At 35.5% G+C, this 21,071-nt stretch carries 15 protein-coding genes; 4 read left to right on the forward strand and 11 right to left on the reverse strand.

Annotated elements, in window-relative coordinates; genetic code table 11:
* Window positions 1-78 precede the first annotated feature (78 nt).
* Window positions 79-633 (forward strand): DUF5683 domain-containing protein, encoded by a 555-nt coding sequence (locus AC3E9W_RS03385; protein WP_488766882.1) that lies wholly within the window; start codon window positions 79-81, stop codon window positions 631-633.
* Window positions 634-707: 74 nt separating this feature from the next.
* Here AC3E9W_RS03385 and AC3E9W_RS03390 read toward each other — a convergent pair whose 3' ends face one another.
* The 7 genes from AC3E9W_RS03390 to AC3E9W_RS03420 all read right to left on the reverse strand — a co-directional run bounded on the left by AC3E9W_RS03390 (window position 708) and on the right by AC3E9W_RS03420 (window position 14,967).
* Window positions 708-3,821 carry an Ig-like domain-containing protein gene (locus AC3E9W_RS03390; protein ID WP_488766883.1) on the reverse strand — a complete coding sequence of 1,038 codons (3,114 nt, stop codon included), beginning with the start codon at window positions 3,819-3,821 and terminating at the stop codon, window positions 708-710.
* A gap of 234 nt (window positions 3,822-4,055) precedes the next feature.
* On the reverse strand, window positions 4,056-6,203 hold the full coding sequence (locus tag AC3E9W_RS03395; protein WP_488767293.1) for a glycoside hydrolase family 97 protein: 2,148 nt from the start codon (window positions 6,201-6,203) through the stop codon (window positions 4,056-4,058).
* 80 nt (window positions 6,204-6,283) lie between these two features.
* Complete coding sequence (locus AC3E9W_RS03400) at window positions 6,284-7,666, reverse strand: alpha-amylase family glycosyl hydrolase (protein WP_488766885.1); 1,383 nt, start codon at window positions 7,664-7,666, stop codon at window positions 6,284-6,286.
* A 107-nt stretch (window positions 7,667-7,773) separates the two neighbouring features.
* Window positions 7,774-8,853, reverse strand: a complete 1,080-nt coding sequence (locus AC3E9W_RS03405; RefSeq protein ID WP_488766886.1) for a SusE domain-containing protein — start codon at window positions 8,851-8,853, stop codon at window positions 7,774-7,776.
* Window positions 8,854-8,867: 14 nt separating this feature from the next.
* On the reverse strand, window positions 8,868-10,376 hold the full coding sequence (locus tag AC3E9W_RS03410; protein ID WP_488766887.1) for a RagB/SusD family nutrient uptake outer membrane protein: 1,509 nt from the start codon (window positions 10,374-10,376) through the stop codon (window positions 8,868-8,870).
* An 8-nt stretch (window positions 10,377-10,384) separates the two neighbouring features.
* Window positions 10,385-13,597 carry a TonB-dependent receptor gene (locus AC3E9W_RS03415; RefSeq protein WP_488766888.1) on the reverse strand — a complete coding sequence of 1,071 codons (3,213 nt, stop codon included), beginning with the start codon at window positions 13,595-13,597 and terminating at the stop codon, window positions 10,385-10,387.
* A gap of 191 nt (window positions 13,598-13,788) precedes the next feature.
* Complete coding sequence (locus tag AC3E9W_RS03420; protein WP_488766890.1) at window positions 13,789-14,967, reverse strand: FecR family protein; 1,179 nt, start codon at window positions 14,965-14,967, stop codon at window positions 13,789-13,791.
* A 190-nt stretch (window positions 14,968-15,157) separates the two neighbouring features.
* On the opposite strand from AC3E9W_RS03420, the gene AC3E9W_RS03425 reads away from it, so the two are divergent.
* On the forward strand, window positions 15,158-15,493 hold the full coding sequence (locus AC3E9W_RS03425) for a hypothetical protein (protein ID WP_488766891.1): 336 nt from the start codon (window positions 15,158-15,160) through the stop codon (window positions 15,491-15,493).
* A 27-nt stretch (window positions 15,494-15,520) separates the two neighbouring features.
* On the opposite strand, the gene AC3E9W_RS03430 is transcribed toward AC3E9W_RS03425, so the two are convergent.
* From AC3E9W_RS03430 to AC3E9W_RS03445, 4 genes are all read right to left on the reverse strand, one after another.
* Window positions 15,521-16,084, reverse strand: a complete 564-nt coding sequence (locus AC3E9W_RS03430) for an RNA polymerase sigma factor (RefSeq protein ID WP_306154536.1) — start codon at window positions 16,082-16,084, stop codon at window positions 15,521-15,523.
* A gap of 387 nt (window positions 16,085-16,471) precedes the next feature.
* Window positions 16,472-17,128, reverse strand: a complete 657-nt coding sequence (locus AC3E9W_RS03435) for a hypothetical protein (protein ID WP_008466087.1) — start codon at window positions 17,126-17,128, stop codon at window positions 16,472-16,474.
* Window positions 17,129-17,248: 120 nt separating this feature from the next.
* Entirely contained in the window at window positions 17,249-17,620 is a 372-nt protein-coding gene (locus AC3E9W_RS03440; protein WP_456891295.1) for a YraN family protein, read from the reverse strand.
* 175 nt (window positions 17,621-17,795) lie between these two features.
* A complete protein-coding gene (locus AC3E9W_RS03445) occupies window positions 17,796-18,695 on the reverse strand; it encodes a S66 peptidase family protein (protein WP_488767295.1) in 900 nt (299 codons plus the stop codon).
* Between the two features lie 227 nt (window positions 18,696-18,922).
* Here AC3E9W_RS03445 and AC3E9W_RS03450 point away from each other — a divergent pair, with 227 nt between their 5' ends.
* The gene (locus tag AC3E9W_RS03450) at window positions 18,923-20,017 is read left to right on the forward strand and encodes an endonuclease/exonuclease/phosphatase family protein (RefSeq protein WP_488766892.1); all 1,095 of its coding nucleotides are present in this window, start codon (window positions 18,923-18,925) and stop codon (window positions 20,015-20,017) included.
* 404 nt (window positions 20,018-20,421) lie between these two features.
* Window positions 20,422-20,961 (forward strand): 3-hydroxyanthranilate 3,4-dioxygenase, encoded by a 540-nt coding sequence (locus AC3E9W_RS03455; RefSeq protein WP_488766894.1) that lies wholly within the window; start codon window positions 20,422-20,424, stop codon window positions 20,959-20,961.
* The last annotated feature ends 110 nt before the right edge of the window (window positions 20,962-21,071 follow it).

Raw genomic sequence — 21,071 nt, forward strand, 5'->3', positions numbered from 1 at the left:
GTTTTATTTATCTTTCATTTAAGAAAAATCTTAGAACTAAAAAGTTTTCTTTGAATCAAAATTTTCAAAGCCACTTTTATGCCTTATAGACTTCTTTTTGCATTTTTATTATTTGGAATAACTACACTATCAGCTCAGAAAACAGACAAAATAATTGTCGCTGATTCTTTAAAATCAGTTGAGATTGACCCGCTTCGTCCAGCGAAGGCGGCATTTTATTCGGCTGTTTTGCCAGGTTTGGGACAGATTTACAATAAAAAATACTGGAAACTTCCGTTGGTTTATGGTGCAATTGGCACGAGTACTTATTTGTATATTGATAACCAGAAAAAATACAATTTGTATAGAGACGAATATAAAAACAGATTGGAAGGTAAAACAAGTGATTCGGATTATATGGCGAGGTTAAGCGAAAGCCAATTAATAACAGCGCAAAAACAGTTTCAAAGAAACAGAGATTTGTCTGCTTTGTTTATGGTCGGTTTTTACGTTTTAAATATTATTGATGCGAATATTGATGCCGCATTGTCTCAATTTAATGTTGATGAAAGATTAGCATTTAAACCCGCAGTTATAAGAAATGATATAACAGCAGCAAATGATTTTGGATTTGCTTTGAATTATACGTTTTAAAAAATAGCCACGAATTCACGAATTTTTTAAAAATTTATAGAAAATTAATTCATGAATCGTGGCAAAAAAAAATATTATTTCACAATCAGTTTTTTAGTCACATTAAAATCTTTAGAAACGATATTTACAATATAAATTCCTGTAGATAGATGATGATTAACTTGTCCTGAAGAAGAAAGTCTTTGGTTTAAAAGAGTTCTCCCATTCAAATCAGAAACAAAAACTTCGGCATCTCCGTTTGTTAATGCAGGCATTACAATATTAAATTCATTTCCTGTAGAAGGATTTGGGTAAATGCCAATTACAGGTTCAGCTGCAGGAGCTTCTTCAACATTAAGTGCCATTTTTGATGTTCCAACAGTTGTTGGTTCCAATTGCCATTGCGCGCTGTACCAGCCGTCTTGCGAATTTCCGTATTGAGCAGATCCTGTTTGGTTTTCGACATGAATAATATTTCCAGACTGCCATCTGTTTCTCAATCTTGTCCAAGTTCCGTCGATATAATCGCTAGACCATTGTGCACTCCAGAAAGTGGTGTCAGTAATATTACATTGTACAGATCCCGTTTGTCCTTCAATATTAATTAATTCACCTGTTGCTACATTTTTCAATACAAAATAAGTGGCGTCAATTGCTATTTTCTGCCATTTGTAATTGTTTCCAGAAACGGTAGTCCCGTAACCAACATTAGTTCCGGCATCAGATAAATAAGCACCTGTCCATCTGTTTTTGATCGTATAATAATTTCCTCCGCCTGAAGCTGTTGTAACTGTAACTAAGCAAGTATTTGTTTTGCTTCCGTCAACAGTTGTTACGGTAATTGTGGCTGTTCCATTTGCGACAGCGGTAATTAAACCAGAAGCATTTACAGTTGCTACAGCAGTATTATTTGAACTGTACGTTACTGATTTGTTTGTAGCATTTGAAGGAAGTACAGTAGGTGTAAGCTGTTGCGTTCCACCCACATTTAAAGATGCCGTAGACGGACTTAAACTTACGCTTGTAACCGCAATACCAGTTCCAGGATTAGAATCGTACCAAGCGCCATTCATGTACCAGCCCGTTTTATTTCGGCTTAAATCAGCAGTTTGGTTGGTTCCGTCATTAAAAATTAAATTCGTTGAAGTTACGTTTGTAAACGTATAACTGTACCAGCCATTTCCAGCATTGGACATATTTACGCCAGGCCAAGAAGCATCTGCTAAAACGCCTGCAGGTAAAGCACTCCAATGATAAATTTTGATTCCAGTTCCCCAGTTTGATGGTTTGTAGAAATAAACAGTAAAATTAGTATTCGGATTAACAGTAATTGTTGCCGAAGCTGTTTTGTTTCCGTCTTGGGTTGTGGTTGTAATACTTGCCGTTCCTGCCGCCACTGCCGTCACCAAACCAGAACTGTTTACTGTTGCAACAGCAGTATTGCTAGATGACCAAGTAACATTTTTATTCGTTGCATTTGTCGGCAAAACAGTCGCTGTAAGCTGTTGTGTATTTCCTGAATACAAACTTGCAGAAGTTGGAGAAACCGCTACAGAAGAAACGGGAATTGTAGAAACTGTTATAGCTGAGGTTGCTGTTTTGTTTCCGTCAACTGTTTTTACCGTAATCGTTGCTGTTCCTGCCGAGACAGCTGTAACCAATCCAGAAGCGTTTACAGTTGCAACTGCGGTATTGCTTGATGTCCAAGTGACGTTTTGATTGGTTGCATTTGCTGGAGCAATTGTTGCGTTTAATTGCTGTGTTGTTCCTAAACCAACAGTTGCCGTTGTCGGACTAACAGAAACTCCTGTAACCGCTACAACTGGTGCATTGGTGTTAGTTAAAACTAAATATTCATAAGCTGCAAAAGTTCTTGTAGTCCCCGTAGTCAAAGTCACCGAAGCATTATTGTTATACGGATTTACATAAGTTCCCGCCAAAGCTGCTGGAATTACATAAGACTTAGAAGCATTTCTCAAATTCGACATTACGATTACTTTTTCTGTACCTAATGTTTTGGTAAAAATACTGATGTCGTCATTTGCATAAGTAGTCAAATCACCGCGTCTGATGGCTGCGCTTGAAGTTCTGAAATTTAGAATTTTAGCAAAATCGGCGGCAGCGGTTGGGTTTTGTGACCAGTTGAATTTGAAATTCTGCCAAGGCCAATCGGTTTTGGGTTCGTAGTCGATTTCCTGTCCGCTCATTAAGAAAGGAACTCCTTTCATATAGGCCGAAACGAGAAAGTTGGCTACAATTCCGTTATGGTTTTTAAATGGTATGATTGGCCTTCTTACGCCATCGTCATTGGTGTACGTATCATGATTACCCGTGTATCTAACAATTTGCTGATTTCCGGTTGCTTTAGCATATTCGTAAGTTGTTTGATCCTGAAGTCTTTGAGAAACAGGTCCGCCGTTAGCAACATCATATAAACCGCTGTGAAACCAACGGTCGCCATAATTCATATCAAAACCAACCTGAAAATTCTCTTGTCTGTCACCTTCGGCTAACATTAATAAATTATGAGAAGATATACTTCTAAGGTTTGAATTCACTTCAGACCAAAAATCTAAAGGCGGATTGTTAGCATAATCGCAACGGTAACCGTCAATATTGGCAGCGAAAATCCAGTAACGCATAGCGTCTTTGATTGCATTTCTAGTTGCCGAATTGTTAAGATCGAGCGCTGCAATATCTGAGAAGTTTCCTAATTGCTGAATTGTTGTCCCGCTTCGTTTATAATATTCAGGATGCGAAACAGTCCAGCCATGATCCCAAGAAGTTCCGTTGATGGCAATGTCCAAAATAACGGCCATTCCGCGGCTGTGAGCGCCGTCAACTAAAGTTCTTAAATCTGCTAGCGAACCATATTCTGAACCAACGGCTTTAAAATCTTTGATGCAATAAGGTGAAGGGGAACTTCGAGAATCGGTTCCGTGGGGGAAAATCGGCATTAAATAAATCACATTGGTGCCGAGCGCTTTTATATTGTCTAATCGGGCGGTTACTCCGGCTAAATTTCCGTTGGCACTAAACGGACGAATGTGCACTTGATACATGTTTATATCTCGCGTATCGGGAACGCCCGCAAATGGTGTTCCGTACTGCGCGGGATCTTGTGCGTAAAGGGAAGTTGCAAATAATAACAGAAAACAAAATAGTGCTTTCGTAAAATGAAATAACCTAGGGGTAATGTTGATTTTCATAATAATAGTTTTTTGCATGCTTGTCGGCATTTCTAACTAAAATTCATTCTCACTCGCATTGTATTTAAATTCGACAAACATTTTGTGGTTAATAGTTTTCAATAGTAAGTTTTTAATTTTCTGCCTAAAATTTAGGCAATAGTTTTCTGCCACGAATTACACGAATTGCACTAATTTTAATTGTGCTTTAATTCGTGGCATTCGTGTAATTCGTGGCGAAAAAAACTTGATAATCTATAATTTTTTCAATCCTTTTAAATCTGAAGCAGTTCCTTCTTTGATGCTGATGGCAACACCACCGCCCGGAGCTAAATATTGCTTCAATTTGCTTTTTGAGTTTACGACAACTTTAGTAACAGTATATTTCTGCGGATTTTGTTTCCAGTCTGCTTCTTTCGCATCAGCGTAAATAGTGGCTACGAAACTTTTTCCTGCTGGCAAATAATCAAAAGAAATATTGGCTGTTCTTGCATTTTCATCTGTAATTCCGCCAATAAACCATTCGTTTTTACCTTTTGCTTTTCTGGCAATTGTAATGTAATCACCAGGTTCAGCTTCCAGAATATAACTGTTATCCCAATCTACCGCCACATCTTTAATGAACTGAAATGCATCTGGAAAACGCTCATAATTTCCTGGAATATCTGCAGCCATTTGCAACGGACTGTACATGGTAACATAATAAGCCAATTGTTTTACTAAAGTGGTGTTTACTCGTTGTGAACTTCCTGTTCCGTAATACGAAAGATCGGTCTGGAAAATTCCCGGTGTATAATCCATTGGACCTCCCATTAAACGGGTAAAAGGCAAAATTGTCGTGTGATCTGGTGCTAATCCTCCCATAGATTCAAACTCGGTACCGCGCGCTGATTCCTGAGCAATCCAGTTTGGAAAAGTTCGATTTAATCCCGTTGGACGAACAGCTTCGTGACTGTTAATCATAATTTTATAATCTGCAGCACGTCTCGCAACGTTAATGTAATGATTGACCATCCATTGTCCGTCATGATGTTCGCCACGTGGAATAATTTGTCCTACATAACCTGTTTTTACGGCATCATAACCGTTGTCATTCATAAATTGAAAAGCACGATCCAAACGGCGTTCGTAATTCGTAGCCGATCCTGAAGTTTCGTGGTGCATGATAATTTTTACGCCTTTGGAGGCAGCGTAAGCATGAACTGCTTTTACATCAAAATCAGGATAAGGAGTTACGAAATCGAAAACCTCTTCTTTCCAATTTCCAATCCAGTCTTCCCAGCCAATGTTCCAACCTTCGATCAAAATCGCATCAAAACCATTTTTAGAAGCAAAATCAATGTACTCTTTAGCACGTTCTGTTGTAGCACCGTGTTTTCCGTTTGGAGTCAATTTGGTAAAATCATCCGTTAGTTTAACATTGTTTTCTTTTCCAAAAGCCCAAGTGCTTCTTCCGGCAACGAAATATTCCCACCAAATTCCGATGTATTTTACTGGTTTAATCCAAGAAACATCTTTGTATGAAGTTGGGTCATTTAAATTCAGTATCAATTTAGAAGCCAGAATATCGGTTGCTTTGTCGCTTACTACAATCGTTCTCCACGGAGTCTGTGCATCTGTCTGCATATAACCTTTGTTTCCAACTGCATCTGGAGCCAAATGACTTACCATTTTATTGGTTTTAGCATCAACTTCTAAATACATTGCTGGATAATTGATTAATCCTGCTTCGTGAATGTTGATGTACAAACCATCATCCGATTTCATCATTGAAGGCGTTTGCACAGACAATTCTTTTATTGGCTGTTGCGCATTGATTTCGATCGTTGCTTTTTTCATCAACGAAGGAATTTCTGAAATCTTCGAAGTCGTATACGCATATTCATTGGTGTCATAATCCCCTGGAATCCAGAAAATTTTATGATTTCCAGCCAATTGAAACTCTGTGCGCTCTTCTTTAATTACGAAATAACTAAGGTCATTTTGTTTAGGAAATTCATATCTAAATCCCAATCCGTCGTTGAATAAACGAAAACGAAGACGGATAAATCTATTGTTGTTTTTCGCTTGTGCTAAAGTGACAACCAATTCGTTGTAATGATTGCGAATTGTTTTTTCTTCCCCTAAAACCGGATTCCAATTTTCATCAACAGAATTTTGCGATGTATTTGTAATGGAAAAACCATCCATAAACGAAGCGTTGTTTTTTAGTTCTAAACCTAATGTACTTGGTTTAATAACTGGTTTCTGTTTGTATGATAATTGGTAAGACGGAATTCCGCCTTCTTTTAATTCAAATTTTAAAGAAAGATTTTTGTCTGGCGAAGTTATTTCTTGTGCCTGAAGCCAAAATGTACTTAGAAATACAAAAAATAAAAGCGCAGTTTTTTTGCTCAAACGCATTTGAAGCAATGATTTTTGGGATTGAAAATTCATGTTTATTTAGTTTTGTGCAAATTTAGATTTTAAAGTTGCTTTAGGTATTAATTTTTCAACACTAAATATTGAAAAGGCTGTAAGGTTACATCTGTTCCAACTGTTACTGCAGCACCTGTAAATGCATCTTTCCAGTTTCCTTTTAATGTTGATGGAATAAGCTGTTTTACAGTAGAGTCAGTTAAATTAGAAAGCACAAAAACCTTTTCAGAATCTTTTATCATAGTAAAAGCACTAACGGCATCGCTGCTGTAACCGGTAAATTCTCCTCTTTTAATAGCGTTACTTGTGTTTCTGAAAGCAATGATTTTTTTGTATTCAGCAAACATTTCGTTATCTGCGGTTGACCAGTCAATAGGTGTTTTAGCAAAATAATTTAATCTTTTGTTGTAGCCAATTTCCTGACCGTTGTAAATCATGGGTACAGATTTTAAATAGGCAGCGACTACAAACGTTGCAATTGATCCTTTTTTACCTCCAAAAAGCTCTAACGGAGTTCCTTCAGAAAGGTTTACGTCATGATTGCTAGTGTAGCGAACAACTTTGTTTGATGGATCGTAAACATTTGCATATTCAGTTGTATTAGAGCTCTGAATAGTTGTAGCCGATTTATTTTCTTTGAAAAGCTGTTCTAAAGTCGAGAAGAAATTAAAACCAAAAGTATAATCAAATCCTGATGCAAAGTGATTGAATTTTGAACCTTCAGCCAACATTAAAATCTCTTGATTTTTTTTGATTTTTCTCAATTTTGAAATAGCATCAGTCCAGAAATTATTTGGAACAAAATCAGCATAATCACATCTGAAACCATCGATGTTGGCATTGTAAACCCAATAAGACATCGCATCGATCATGGCATCTTTCATTTCATTATTTTCGAAGTTTAACTGAGCCACATCATTATAATTGGTTCCTGGCGGAATGATAATATTTCCGCTTGCATCCTGCTGATACCAATCTTTGTGTTGTGTAATCCACGCATTATCCCAAGCAGTGTGATTGGCAACCCAGTCTAAAACCACCGCCATGTTTTTTTTATGCGCTTCTTCAACTAAAGTCTGAAGATCTTGTAAAGTTCCGAAATCTGGATTTACAGCTTTATAATCTTTTACTGCGTACGGAGAACCTAATTCGCCAGAGGCTCTTTCTTTCCCGACAGGGTAAATTGGCATTAGGTAAATGACATTGGCGCCCAATTCCTGAATCTGAGTCAATCTTTCTTGAACACCTTTTAAAGTTCCAGCCTGACTAAAAGCGCGAATATTTACCTGATAAATAATTGCATCTTCTTTTTTCGGCATTTTATCAAAAGGAGCACCGAATTGGGTATACGGAGATTCTGGTGTTTTGTTATCATCATCAGAAGAACTGCATGACATAAAGGCTAATGCAAGTACTAATCCGTAAACGAATTTTATATTAAATTTCATAATTATTGAATTTGGATGTAATAAAATTTAGAGGTTAAAATAACCTGCCTTCGCTCAAAAAGGCAGGTATCACTCAAAACTAATCTAGCTTTTATTACATTGTTAGATTATTTTTTAACTATCGTACAAGTTGCAGTTTTTGGGTAACCGTTACTTAGTGGATCTTTTTCATCAATCTTAAAAGTTACTTCGTAAACTCCAGCTTCGGCAATGTCATAAGCACCTCCATTATCTAAATTAATGGTATTTGTAGAAGGATCTGCTGGTCCATAATTGATAGTCCAGCTATTGTTTAGCCTAAATTTTAAAGCTCCTGCTGTTAAATTGGCTGTAACTTTCCATGTTTTGGTTTGATGATCGTAGCTCATAGGCGTGCTATTATCCCATCCTCCGACTTGAGAAGTTCCAACGATTCCCCATGCATAAGGAGTTGAGCTCCATTTTAAAGTATTTAAATTTACTTTTATTTGATACGAACCTGCTTCAGGAAGTACAAAATCAGTGTCGCTCATATTTTTTAAATCAGCATTTGTGTCACCTGCACCATAGAATTGTGCCCAGTTTCTTCCTTTGTTTAATTTAAACCCAGGACCTGCACCTTCTGGTAAAGTCATATAACCTTGATAGACTCCTAATTGAATTTCATTTAATGCGGCAGCAGTTTCCACGGCCCATCCCTGATAACTTCCTGGCATATAGATTTCGCCCATAACTACCGTTTTCAGGTAAGGTGTAACTGTTATTACAATAGGATCTGAATAAACTCTATGGTCCATAGTAGATTCTACGCGAATTACTAATTCACCAGCTACATCAGGTTTTAGACCTAAATCTGTGGCAATTTTATTTAATTCGGCACCCGTAAATGATTTGCTCAAAACATCTTGTCCAGCATCAATTCTTTTGGCTTTCTGCCACGCTTCACTTCCTTTAATGTCTGTAGTTAAATCAAATTGTATGGCGTAACTCACAGGCGCACTAATAGGATAGGTTACCTTTGGCCATGAAACAAGCAAAGCTGGTTGATCTGAAACATCTTCTTTAAGAACTATTGTACTCGCTGATGCTTCAATTGCAGAAGGAAAAGTGACAGTCGCTAAGGTTGTTAATTGTCCTTCGGTTTCGCAGGAAGTTGCTAAAAAAAGCAAACTGCCTAATACGAATAATTTATTAATATATTTTTTCATAATAGTTTTTGTTTTTAGTAACCTGGATTTTGTTTAAGTCCACGATTTGCATCTAAAGCAGATGTTGGGATTGGGAACAATTTTCTGAAAGCTGGAGACGCTGGTCTGAATTCGTTTGCCAATAAAAATTTATCAAAACGAATCATATCCTGTCTTCTGTGGCCTTCCCAGCTTAATTCAAATCCTCTTTCGTTGTAAATATCATCAAGAGTAGGATTGTGGTCTAAAGCATCTAAGCCTGCACGCTGTCTAATCTGATCTACAAAAGGTTTTGCAGCAGCAGGATTTCCTAAGCGTGCATTACATTCTGCTATCATTAAAATTACATCAGCATATCTAAAAATAGGGAAGTCGTTTGAAGCTCCTCCTCCGCTTTTTACACCTGCAGGATAAAATTTCACATTACGAACTCCTGCTTGCGGCGCTGCTCCAGGATTGTCTAACGAAGCAACTTCTAATGTATAATTAAATCCTCCTGGCTGTTCTCCAAACAAAAATTGCTTTCTTCGAACATCGTTTACGGCATATTTCAAGAAGAAGTCTTTTGGAACTATAGTTCCGTTCCAACCGCTTAATCCAAACATATTTGTACCTTGAGGCCCGTATACACTGCGAACTGCATACACATTACGAGAAACAACATCTAGAGTTGCGAAAATTGGCAAGATCGTTTCGTCATCTGGAAGTACGTCTCCAAATAATTCATAATATTTATTTCCTAACGGACTTGCATCGTTTGCTTCTCCTGAATGCAATGAAAAACCGCCTTCGCCTACTTTGTTACAAGCAGCTAAACACTCATTCCATTTTGCTTCTCCTGTATATACTTCTGCATTTAAATACACTTTTGCTAGCAAAGTATAACCCGCCCATTTATTGAATCTTCCATAATAATTACCGCCTTTTGTCACGGCAAGTAATTCTACATTTTCTGTCAGTTCTTTTACGATGAAATCGAAAACTTCTTTACGGCTTGACTGTGGAATTTTGTCAACAGTAATATTGTTATCTGTATAAAAAGGAACATTTCCAAAATCATCAATTAGCAAATAATAAAAGAAAGCACGTAATACTTTTGCTTCGGCAATTTTTGAAGGATCTGCACTTCCTTTTTCTAATAATTCAACTGCCAAGTTAGCATTGAAAATACCTTTGTATAACCAATTCCAGGTATTGTTGATGATAAATTCTGATGGAAGCCATTCGTGTTTGTGCAGACGGGCAAAATCTTGCTGCCAGTTACCGTCATTTCTATGCGGAATTACCTGCTCGTCTGATGACATACAGTTCATGTCGTACCAGCCGTTATCTGCTCCTGCATAACCTACGCCTGGTACATTTTTACGTTCAAAGTCACCCGGAATTTCAGCATAAACGCTCGCCAGAGCAATATTTGCTCCTTCTGGAGTTCCATAAAAGCTGTCCGGCTGATATTTGTCGTATATATTTTCGTTGATATCTGTACAGCTAAAAAGTGTCAGAAAACATGCGCTTCCTGCTAATACTATATTTTTAATTTTCATTTCTTGTACTATTTAAATTTTACAGTCAAACCAAACGCAACACTTCTGGTACGAGGATAAATTCCTTTATCGCCGCCGAAGTTATCATTAGGGTCACCACTTCCGCTTATGTTCAATTCTGGATCAACACCTGTGTAATCTGTAATTAAGAATAAATTATTTCCAGTAAGAGAAAGACGTACAGAGTCTACATATTTATCTGTAAAGCGGAAAGTATATCCAGCAGTAAGATTTTCTAAACGTACAAATGAACCGTCTTCTAACCATGCATCAGATCCGTATGGAGAAGAAAAAATTCCTCTGTCAACAGCGCTTTGCAAAACATTAGAACTACCTGTGTTTTCTAACATGCTTAATCGCTGATTAAGATTGTTGTAGATTTTATTTCCTCCAGAACCTCTTACTAACATAGAAGCATCGAAGTTTTTGTATCGGTAAGACGGATTAAAGGCAAAAGTGTAAGTTGGCAGTGCAGAACCTGCATAATAACGATCTTGACTTGTAGCTCCCTGATCAATTTTACCGTCTCCATCGCGGTCTTTTACTGTTTCGACACCATTACTATTGGTACCAGTACTTTCTAAAATATAAAATGAACCAATTGGTTTTCCTTGTACTAGTAATGAGTTTGGTGCTCCCCAGTTTACAAAGTTTGTATTTAAAGGAATTCCGTTAATGCTTCCACTTAAATTAAGAACTTCGTTTTTCATTAAAGACATGTTTCCTGCTAACGTCAGCGTGCTGTTTTCTGTTCTAATAACATCATACGCCAATGCTACTTCTAAACCTTTGTTAGAAATGCTTCCAACATTGGCTTTGATTTTATTATACGGATAAGGAGGCTGAGGTACTGTATAGTCAAACAGAAGATTATCAGTTCTAGAATCATAAACATCGATGCTTCCTCTTAATCTATTGTCTAAAAGAGCAAAATCAAGTCCAATGTTCGTTTGTTTTTTGGTTTCCCATTTAAGGTCAGCATTTGCATTTTGCGAAATACCAAAATTGGTAATGATCGATCCTCCAAAATAAATATTTCCTGCGCTGTCAACTAATGGAAGCGAAGTCTGCGGATAAAGTCCTTGCTGGTTTCCTGTTACACCATAACCCGCACGCAATTTTAATTCGCTAAACAGATTCTGATTCATCATAAAAGACTCTTTGTTAATCTGCCAAGCAACAGATGCTGAAGGGAAATTACCCCATTTGTTGTTTGAACCAAATACAGATGAACCATCACGTCTGATACTAGCTGTTAGTAAATAACGATCTAATAAAGAGTAATTTAATCGTGCTAAATAAGAAGCCAATGATCTGTCATTTTTATAAGATCTGATATCTCCAGCTCTGACTTTAGACAAATCGCCAAACTGAAGCGCATTATATGTAGCTTCATCACTGATAAAACCTCTTGCCTGAGTATAATTACCTTGGTAAGTCTGACTTTGCCATTCGTATAAAGCCAATGCATTAAAGCTGTGGATTCCGAAAGTTTTTTTATAGGTAAGACTAAAATTGGTTAATTTTTCGTTTTGTTTCTTATTGTCAATATTGGCAAAACCATGTTGTTCAACCGCATTAAAGTCTGTTGATTCTGCTGGCATATAATATCCAGCTGTATAATTGGTCTTTCTCCAGCTTCCAAACCAGTTTGCTGTAAAACCTTTTCCTAAATCTAAATCAGCTTTTAAACTTCCAAATAAATTATCTTCTTGTCTTTCATTTGTAACCTCTTGTGCAGCCGCATAAGGATTTAAGTAATGAAATACAGCAGGATCTGTAAAATAAGTTCCGTCAGTATTATAAACAGGATCTGTTGGTCTTGCTAATAATGCATTTGTAATTAAGTTTGATGTATAAGCAACGGTACCAATACTTCCAATACTGCTTGTAATATTATTTATTCCTGAGTTTAAATTAAAAGTCAATTTTAATTTATCGTCTAAAGCCAATTGTGTCGCCTGAATGCGGCCAATATATTTTTGGTTGCTTGAATTAATTACCACACCATCCTGCGTAATAGCTGTTATAGAAGCTCTGTAATTAAATTTATCCGTTGCGCCGCCAAATGATAAGGTATGAGTCTGAGTAATTCCAGTTTCAGTTAAAAGACCATACCAGTTGGTATTTGAACCATGATTTGCAGAAGCTGGAACACCATACTTCTGGCCTGTTTCCCACCATTGGTCTGCACTCAACATATCCAGTTTTTTTGGAATAAAATCAACAGAAGTTGACCCTGTATATTCTATCGTAGTTTTTCCGGCTTTGTTTTTCTTAGTCGTAACAATGATTACACCAGGCGCACCTCTAGAACCATAAACGGCAGTTGCAGAAGCATCTTTTAAAACATCGATACTCTCAATCTCGCTTGGCGGAACCTGATTTAATAAATCCATGTTTCCCTGAATCCCATCAACTACTACCAAAGGATCGTTTCCCCCAATTAAAGAGCCAATACCTCTAATACGAACACTTGGTCCAGAACCTGGTTCACTTCCTATCTGCGTAATATTAACTCCGGCAGCTTTTCCTGCGATCAACTGCAAAGGATTTACAATTGCTCCCTGATTCATATCTTTTGCAGCAATAGAAGAAACCGCTCCAGTTACATCTTTTTTGGCTGTAGTTCCATATCCTACTACTACAATTTCCTGTAAGTCAGTTGCGTCTGGAAGCAGCTGAATGTTTATAACAGGTTGATTTGCAGTCACTCTTTTTTCCTTATATCCCACAAAAGAAACAATGATTACAGACTGGCTGCTTTCTACAGTAAGTTTATATTTACCGTCAAAATCAGTAACCATTCCATTTTTTGTACCTTCTTCAATAACCGAAGCACCAGGTAATGGCAGGCCGTTTTCGTCTGTAATAACACCAGAAACAGTTTGTTTTTGAAATTCGATTACTTGCGTTTTTAGCTCTGGTTTTTTAAGGATAATCTGCGTGTCACGAATTTTAAATTCGGTTGGAGTTCCTTTAAAAATTTTGTCTAAAACAACATATATAGACTGATCTTTTACAGAAATTGAAACTGTACGATCTAAATCGACATCGTTCATTTTGTAAATAAATCTGAAATCTGTTTTTTGTTCAATGGTCTCAATAACCTTTTCGATGGTTGAATTGTTCAAATCAAGAGTAACTTTTGTCTTTTGGGCATAAGTACTCGCTTTGATATTAAACATGGCGACCAAAATAAGTAGTGTTGTTAATTTCAATTTTAGGTCATTTTGGAACAATGAGTATAGAAACCCATTATTCTTAGATTTTTTTTTCATAATTTTGTTAATTGATTGTAGTTAATTCGTTATATTCAATCACTTAGTTAATCGGAAATTGTTCGCAGCTCTTTCCGATTTTTTTATTCTAGTACTTTTTTATTCTCATATTTTTCCTTTGGTTTAAGAGGTTATTTAATTAGTATTTGATTGTTTTTGATAGTATAATTTATGCCATGGATGTCGTTGAAATAACTCATGACATTTTCTATAGATTCTTCTTTAAAGCTGGCGTTGAATTTCTCGTTAGCCAGTTTTTCGTTTTTATTAATGATGGTTACGTTATAGCGTCTTTCTAGTTTGGTAATAATATTTTTGAAAGCCATATTTCTAAATGTCAGTCCTCCGTTTATCCAAGAAGTATAAATTTCTGTAATAACAGGTTTTGCAGAAATAAAGGCATTTTCTTTATTAAAGCTTCCTTTGTAACCCGGTTTCAGAATAGTATTTTTTGCAGCATCAAATTCTTCATTAGAACGGTACATACCAACAGAACCTTCAACAAGCACAACATCTGTTGCGGCATCTTCAGGATAATTAGAAACGTTGAAGTGTGTTCCTAAAACGCGTACATTCAAGTTGTCGGCATTTACAATAAAAGGATGTTTCTTGTCTTTTGCGACATCAAAAAAAGCTTCGCCATCCAAATATACCTGACGATTTTCTCCAGCAATAAATTTTACTGGATATTTTAGAGTAGTACCAGAATTTAAATGAACCATAGTTCCGTCTGATAATTGCAAACGAAATTTTTTGCCAAACGGAATTTTAAGCGTGTTGTAAGCCAATTGATCAGAATCAGCTTGATTTTCATAAACCAATTTATCGCCGTCTTGGTTCCCAATAATATTCCCGTTTTTATCATGAACTTGAACTTTTCCGTTTTCAGAAATAACTTTAATACTTCCGTCTTCCATTTGTAGAACAATATCAGAGCTTTTAAAATCGAAAGTTGCTTCAGTAGATTTACTGAAGAAACCTTGTTTGTAGGCAAGTCCAACTCCAAGAAGAACCAAAACAGAAGCCGCAATAGAAATGTATTTTCTGTAGTTTGATTTTCTAGGTTGTAATTCGATTACTGTTTCCTGTTCTTTCGCTGTAGCTAATATGCTGTCAAAAATGGAATCGGCTTTCTGTTCCTCCATTTTTGGCATTTCGCCCAAAAGTTTTTTCACTTCTTCTACTGTTGGAAATTCATCAGTAAGTTTATTGCTTCTGAAATAAGCAATAACCTGTTCTGTTTCTTCAGCAGTACATTGATTTAAAATAAACTTCTGTAAAAGCGTTTTTATTTCAGAATTTGAATTCATTAAGAATGTTTTTGGGTTCTGTGTTTCTATAATACAGCTGAGAAGGAGTTGAGTACTACTCAAACGTTATAAATTTTTAAATTTTAACATTTGGAAACGAATGATATGTATTTAACTTGTTGATTTTTAATGGTTTTTGTAAATAAAAAATTTTCTGATTAAATAGAAATCTTTGTCAAAGTTTTAAACTTTGACAAAGATCGACGCAAAGAAATTAAAACATAGCCCACGGTTTCAACCGTGGGAGCGCAACGCAAATCACGCAACGCAAATCACGCAACGCAAATCACGCAACGCAAATCACGCAACGCAAATCACGCAACGCAAATCACGCAACGCAAATCACGCAATTGAAATCGTGCAAATCAATACGTTTCCCACGGTTGAAACCGTGGGCTATGGTTTCAATCTTGGAACGCAAAGCAAATCACGCAGATCAAGACGTTTTGGGCTATGTTTAAAATATATGATTTTAAAAAAGACGGATTGGTATAATTTAAAACAAAAAAATCACTCCGAAGAGTGATTTTTAAGGGCATTATTGTGGTTTTGGTTAGATAATTTCATCGTGAAGTTGAAAAAAACCGCGCATCGATTCGAGCGCTTTACTCATTTGGTTCCGGACCGTGTTTATCGAGATTCCGAGTTCCTCGCTTATTTCTTCATAACTCATTCCTTTTTTCCGCGACATTTTAAAAATCTGCCGTCGTTTGGGCGGGAGCTGTTTTATAGCTTGTTTTCGGAGTTTTTTGCAATCGGCTTCGCGAATAGCATAATCTCCGTGTTCATGTGTTTTCTGACTTTCATAAAAAACGGCTTCTTTCAAAATAACTTCATTTGCCGCTTTATTCAAAACATTAAAAGCCTGATTTCTGGCAATCGTAAAAATGTAGGCTTTAAAAGACTGATCTACATCTAAACTTTCGCGATTAAGCCAAACTTTCAAAAAAACATCCTGTACATTTTCCTCTGCAGCTTCTTTCGATTTTAGAAGGCTAATGCTATATCCATAAATATCTTGGCGAAATAAATCAAAAAGCTGGCGAAAGGCTTTTTCGTTTCCTTTTTTGAGTTCACTTACCAATAATTTTTCACTATGGTTGGCAGCTTCTAACAATTTTAATCGCTTTTATTTAATTCTAATGATATTAGGCTATCAAAATAAGAGGTCCTGAATCTGACTTCATCGCAAATATATAAAAATATTATTCGCAACAAATTATATCTAAAAAAACTTAATTCGGATTTTTTGTTAGTTTTTTGTAATGATGACTTAAAAAACACGCTGAAGTGGCTTTTCTACAAGTAAGTGTTATTTTGACGCTATTGCCAAATAAATTTTTATTCCGAATCTTACTTTTGAGAATATTCTTATCTACGAAATATGAAATTTTAGTCTTCTGGCTTTATTTCAAAAGAAAAATCCTTTTATCTTATAGGAAAAGACAAAAGGATTTTGGTATTATAAACTCTTATTTGATTTTTAAAAGCTGTATTTTTTGAATTAGTTTTTCAAGTCTTTAATCACTTTAAAAGCGACATCAACTTGATCTTCTCCAACTAAAATCGTAAATTCATTTGAAGTCGAAATTACCTCATTGATAATAATTCCTTCCCAAGCCAAACGCTGGAAAATGAAGTAGTAAATACCTGGAACTACGATATTTTCTTTTGGTAGTTTTACTGTAATAGAAGCTAAATTATCTAATTTCTGAATTAATTTTTCTCTCATAAAGTGTTTTTCAACTAAATGATTTACACTGCTGCTGACAACGATATTGGTTTCGTTTACGCCACGCGATGAGGTATAAAAAATATCAGATAAAGCATTAATGTCTGAGATTAAATCTGCCTGTTTGTTTAAAACAGTTTCAGATGCTGCAAAAGTGTAATCTGTAAGCTCAGAACGAACGGTGATTTCACCTATATTTTTAATTACTTTATTGATTTTGTGGTTTAATTTAAAATCTAGTTCTTCCGTCAGTCGTTTTAAAGACATTACAACAGCGCCTTGTTTTACTTCTTTTCCAAACTCACTTTCTAATTCGGTCATAATATTTCGCGAAAGTGAAGTTAGGTTAATAATTCCGAGCGACAGAGCATTTAATAAAAATGGTTTTGTTTTAATGTAGTTTTCTACAATAGAAGAAACAGTTTTCATAATTCTTTTTTTTTTTGGTAACAGTTGAGTTGGTTGTTAATTTAACATTGCGATGTTATAATTCTTTGCAAATATAAATAAAAAAACAAATTGTTACAATTATAACAATAAAAAATTATGTTAAAAGTGATAAAAAGCATCGGTAAGATGTTCAATTGCAAATGATTCCCTGTCTTTATGGATGGCAACGATATCAAAACGGATTTCTAAATCTTCCTGAAAATCCTTTTCCCTATCGTTTATGTAGGCATTTACTGCTTTTATAAGTAATTGAATTTTTTTTGGCTTCACAAAATCCTGCGGAGAACCAAAATCTAAATTCGATCGGGTCTTTACCTCAATTATGGCTAAAATAGAATCTTTTTGTGCAATGATATCTATTTCTGCTTTCTGAAAAACGTAATTTCTGTGTTGAATAGTATATCCGTTTTGTTCAAGATGCGAGACGGCAAGGTCTTCGCCTAATTTTCCTAAATCATTGTGCTCTGCCATGGTTTTACTTTAAAGTTTCAAGTTTCAAGTTTCAAGTTGTTGAATCTTATATTGGGTTTGAGTTTTTTGCATGCAAAGACGCGAAGACACAAAAGCATAAAACTTTGTGGCTTCGCGTCTTTGCGAGATTTTATGTGGTATTTTTGAACTTCCTTAAAAAAAGGAATACGAAATATTATTTTTTAAAAGTAACCGTGCTTCCAGTAGCAGTAACTTCCATAGAAACGGTATTTCCCATAATTAAAGCTCTATTGTCTCTAATATGGCCTGCTGGAAAATTGAAAATTACGGGAATATTGTATTTTTTGGTTACATCATCAATAATTTCTAAAGCATTTTTACCCCAAGGCACTTCATTGTCTTTCATGCTTGTCATTCCGCCAATGATAATTCCTTTGAGATTTTCAATGCAGCCGTTGCGTCTCAGGTTCATCATCATACGGTCAATATGGTACAAATATTCGTCTAAATCTTCTATAAATAAAATTTTATCCTTACAGTCAATTGCCGATGGAGATCCTAATAAACTATATAAAATAGATAAATTTCCGCCCACCAATTCGCCAGTAGCGCTTCCCAAACGATTCATAGGAGTTGGACTTACCGAGTACGAAATAGGTTCATTAAATAGCGCCGCTTTTAAAGAACTTACGGCATCTGGAGTTGCTCTTGGAACCGTAACCGGCATAATTCCGTGAATAGATTTATAGCCCATCGTATTTAAATGATTATGCAGAACGGTAACGTCGCTAAAACCAATAACCCATTTTGGATGCTGTTTGAATTTCGTAAAATCCAATAAATCTAACATTCTAACAGTACCATATCCACCGCGAACACACCAAATAGCTTTAATATTCGGATTGTCTAATTGTTTTTGAAAATCAGCAGCTCTTTGTTCATCTGTTCCAGCCAATTGATGATAATCTAATCCAATTGTCGAGCCAATTACAGCCTCTAGGCCCCAGCTGTGCAATAAATCTATTGTTGGTTTTAAATTGTCATCGATATTTTTTCGCGCTGTTGCTAAAAGCGCTACAGTATCTCCTTTTTGTAAGTAAGGCGGTGTTATCATGTTTTGTTGAGATTGACAGTTGAATGATTGTAAAGCAAAAATAAGAAATGCGAACTGATAAATAATAGACGGTTTCTTAATGTTTAATAGGTTTTTCATGATCATCATTTGCTTCTTTCATTTATATGAAAAAACAAATATAGAAATTTTAGATTTTAAATATATTTGAATTTTCTTACATTTAATTAAAAAAGAGTAATATTGAATGTTTTTTAAATACTAAATATATGCACTTTTTTAGAAGCTACTTTTTATTACTTATTCTTTTTTCATTTCAAACGCAATCGCAATCCAAAAAGTATAAAATCCACACGGTTGCTTTTTACAATTTTGAAAATCTTTATGATACTGAAGATGATGCTTTTACAAATGATGACGAATGGACTCCAAACGGAGCACAGCATTGGACAATAGAAAAATATCAGCAGAAATTGAGAAATATCGCCAGAGTGATTTCTGAAATTGGAACACCAGAAAATACAAATGCTCCAACTTTAATTGGAGGTGCAGAAATAGAAAATCGCAATGTTTTAGAAGATTTAATTAAAGAGCCAAAACTCTTGTTTTTGGATTTAGGAATCATTCATTTCGATTCGCCAGACAAACGAGGTATCGATGTGGCTTTGCTTTATCAGAAAAAATATTTCAGGCCGACTTCTTATTCAAATATTCCATTAATTATTTATAAAAAAGAAATTCCGAAAAAGGAAGAAGAAGTTTTAGATGATGAAATTGAGGTTAAAAAGGAAAATAAAAATCGTGTTTTTACGCGAGATCAGCTTTTGGTTTCAGGATTTTTAGAAGATGAAGAAATACATATTATTGTCAATCACTGGCCGTCGAGATCTGGTGGAGAAAAAGCAACAAGTCTCTTTCGAGAAGCCGCAGGAAAATTAAACCGAAAAATTATCGATTCACTACAACAAATTAATCCGCAAGCCAAAGTTTTGACGATGGGAGATTTTAATGACGGACCATTGAACAAAAGTATAAAGTCTGGGTTAGGAGCTAAAGGCATAAAAGCTGAAGTAGCAGAATTTGGAGTTTTTAATCCGTTTGAGGAACTAGCTAACAAGGGTTTAGGAACGATCGCTTATCGTGATTCGTGGAACATTTTTGATCAAATTATCATGACCCAATCCTTAATTCAACCTGATTTTTTGACTTATAATTTTTGGAAAGCAGGTATTTTCAGCAAACCGTATCTTATTCAAACTTCTGGACAATATAAAGGTTATCCACTACGAAATTCGCTTACAGAAGCAGGATTTAGTGATCATTTTCCCGTTTATATTTATTTGATAAAAGAAGTCGCAAAGTAGAGACGCACCGCAGTGCATCTAATATCTCGTTTTAAAACCCTAAAAATTTTTCTGCCACAAATTACACGAATTGCTCGAATTTTTTAGCCACAGATTAAAAAGATTTTTAGGATTTTTTTCAGCCAGAATGAATTAGTGTAAATAGTGAAATTGCTTCGCCTGTTCGCTATCGCTCGGGTCGTGGCAAACTAAAAAAATCATTTTAATTCATTTAATCTGTGGCAAAAAAACTCATTTAATTTTCTTCAAAACTTCTTTTGCAACGGCTTTTATAAGCAGCAGAATAATCAGAATAATCTTTTTCGATTATGGTTTTAAAATGTTTTATACGAATCTAAAGACGCACTGCGGTGCGTCTTTACAAATTTACTAACTTTAGCTTTTCAAAATTTAGTACTTATAAAATGGCTATAGCAAAACCTTTTAACCTGACGCAATGGATTGACGAAAATCGTCATTTATTGAAACCACCTGTTGGAAATAAAAATCTCTATGTAGATTCTGGAGATTATATTGTAATGATTGTAGCAGGACCAAATGCCCGAAAAGATTATCATTACAACGAAACAGAGGAACTTTTTTATCAGCTGGAAGGAAGTATTAAAGTGGTAATTCAGGAAGATGGACAGCGTAAAGAAATGGAATTAAACGCGGGTGATATGTACTTGCATCCAGCTAAAGTACCACATTCTCCTGTTCGTTCTGAAGGTTCTATTGGTCTAGTAATTGAAAGAAAACGCGCTGGACAAGGTTTTACAGATGGCTTGCTTTGGCATTGCGATAACTGCAATCATAAATTGTACGAAGTGTATTTTGAACTTCATAACATTGAGAAAGACTTCCTTCCTCATTTCGAGCATTTTTACAATTCAGAAGAATTAAGAACTTGTGATAATTGCGGAACTGTTATGGAAACTGATCCGAGATTTGTGGCGAAGAAGTAATTCTGAAATGTATAAATAAGAGTCCGACAGGTTAAACTTGCCGGACTTTTTTTCGATGTATTTTCATTCAAATATTTGTAACACCTCTTTTTATTTATTATATTTGTATC

The sequence above is a fragment of the Flavobacterium sp. 38 genome (assembly GCF_057799715.1).

Bases quoted from the DNA above. Each gene is read 5' to 3' on its own strand.
- AC3E9W_RS03385 (WP_488766882.1), top strand. From the start codon at position 79: ATGCCTTATAGACTTCTTTTTGCATTTTTATTATTTGGAATAACTACA.
- AC3E9W_RS03390 (WP_488766883.1), bottom strand. From the start codon at position 3,821: ATGAAAATCAACATTACCCCTAGGTTATTTCATTTTACGAAAGCACTA.
- AC3E9W_RS03395 (WP_488767293.1), bottom strand. From the start codon at position 6,203: ATGCGTTTGAGCAAAAAAACTGCGCTTTTATTTTTTGTATTTCTAAGT.
- AC3E9W_RS03400 (WP_488766885.1), bottom strand. From the start codon at position 7,666: ATGAAATTTAATATAAAATTCGTTTACGGATTAGTACTTGCATTAGCC.
- AC3E9W_RS03405 (WP_488766886.1), bottom strand. From the start codon at position 8,853: ATGAAAAAATATATTAATAAATTATTCGTATTAGGCAGTTTGCTTTTT.
- AC3E9W_RS03410 (WP_488766887.1), bottom strand. From the start codon at position 10,376: ATGAAAATTAAAAATATAGTATTAGCAGGAAGCGCATGTTTTCTGACA.
- AC3E9W_RS03420 (WP_488766890.1), bottom strand. From the start codon at position 14,967: ATGAATTCAAATTCTGAAATAAAAACGCTTTTACAGAAGTTTATTTTA.
- AC3E9W_RS03435 (WP_008466087.1), bottom strand. From the start codon at position 17,128: ATGAAAACTGTTTCTTCTATTGTAGAAAACTACATTAAAACAAAACCA.
- AC3E9W_RS03440 (WP_456891295.1), bottom strand. From the start codon at position 17,620: ATGGCAGAGCACAATGATTTAGGAAAATTAGGCGAAGACCTTGCCGTC.
- AC3E9W_RS03445 (WP_488767295.1), bottom strand. From the start codon at position 18,695: ATGATAACACCGCCTTACTTACAAAAAGGAGATACTGTAGCGCTTTTA.
- AC3E9W_RS03450 (WP_488766892.1), top strand. From the start codon at position 18,923: ATGCACTTTTTTAGAAGCTACTTTTTATTACTTATTCTTTTTTCATTT.
- AC3E9W_RS03455 (WP_488766894.1), top strand. From the start codon at position 20,422: ATGGCTATAGCAAAACCTTTTAACCTGACGCAATGGATTGACGAAAAT.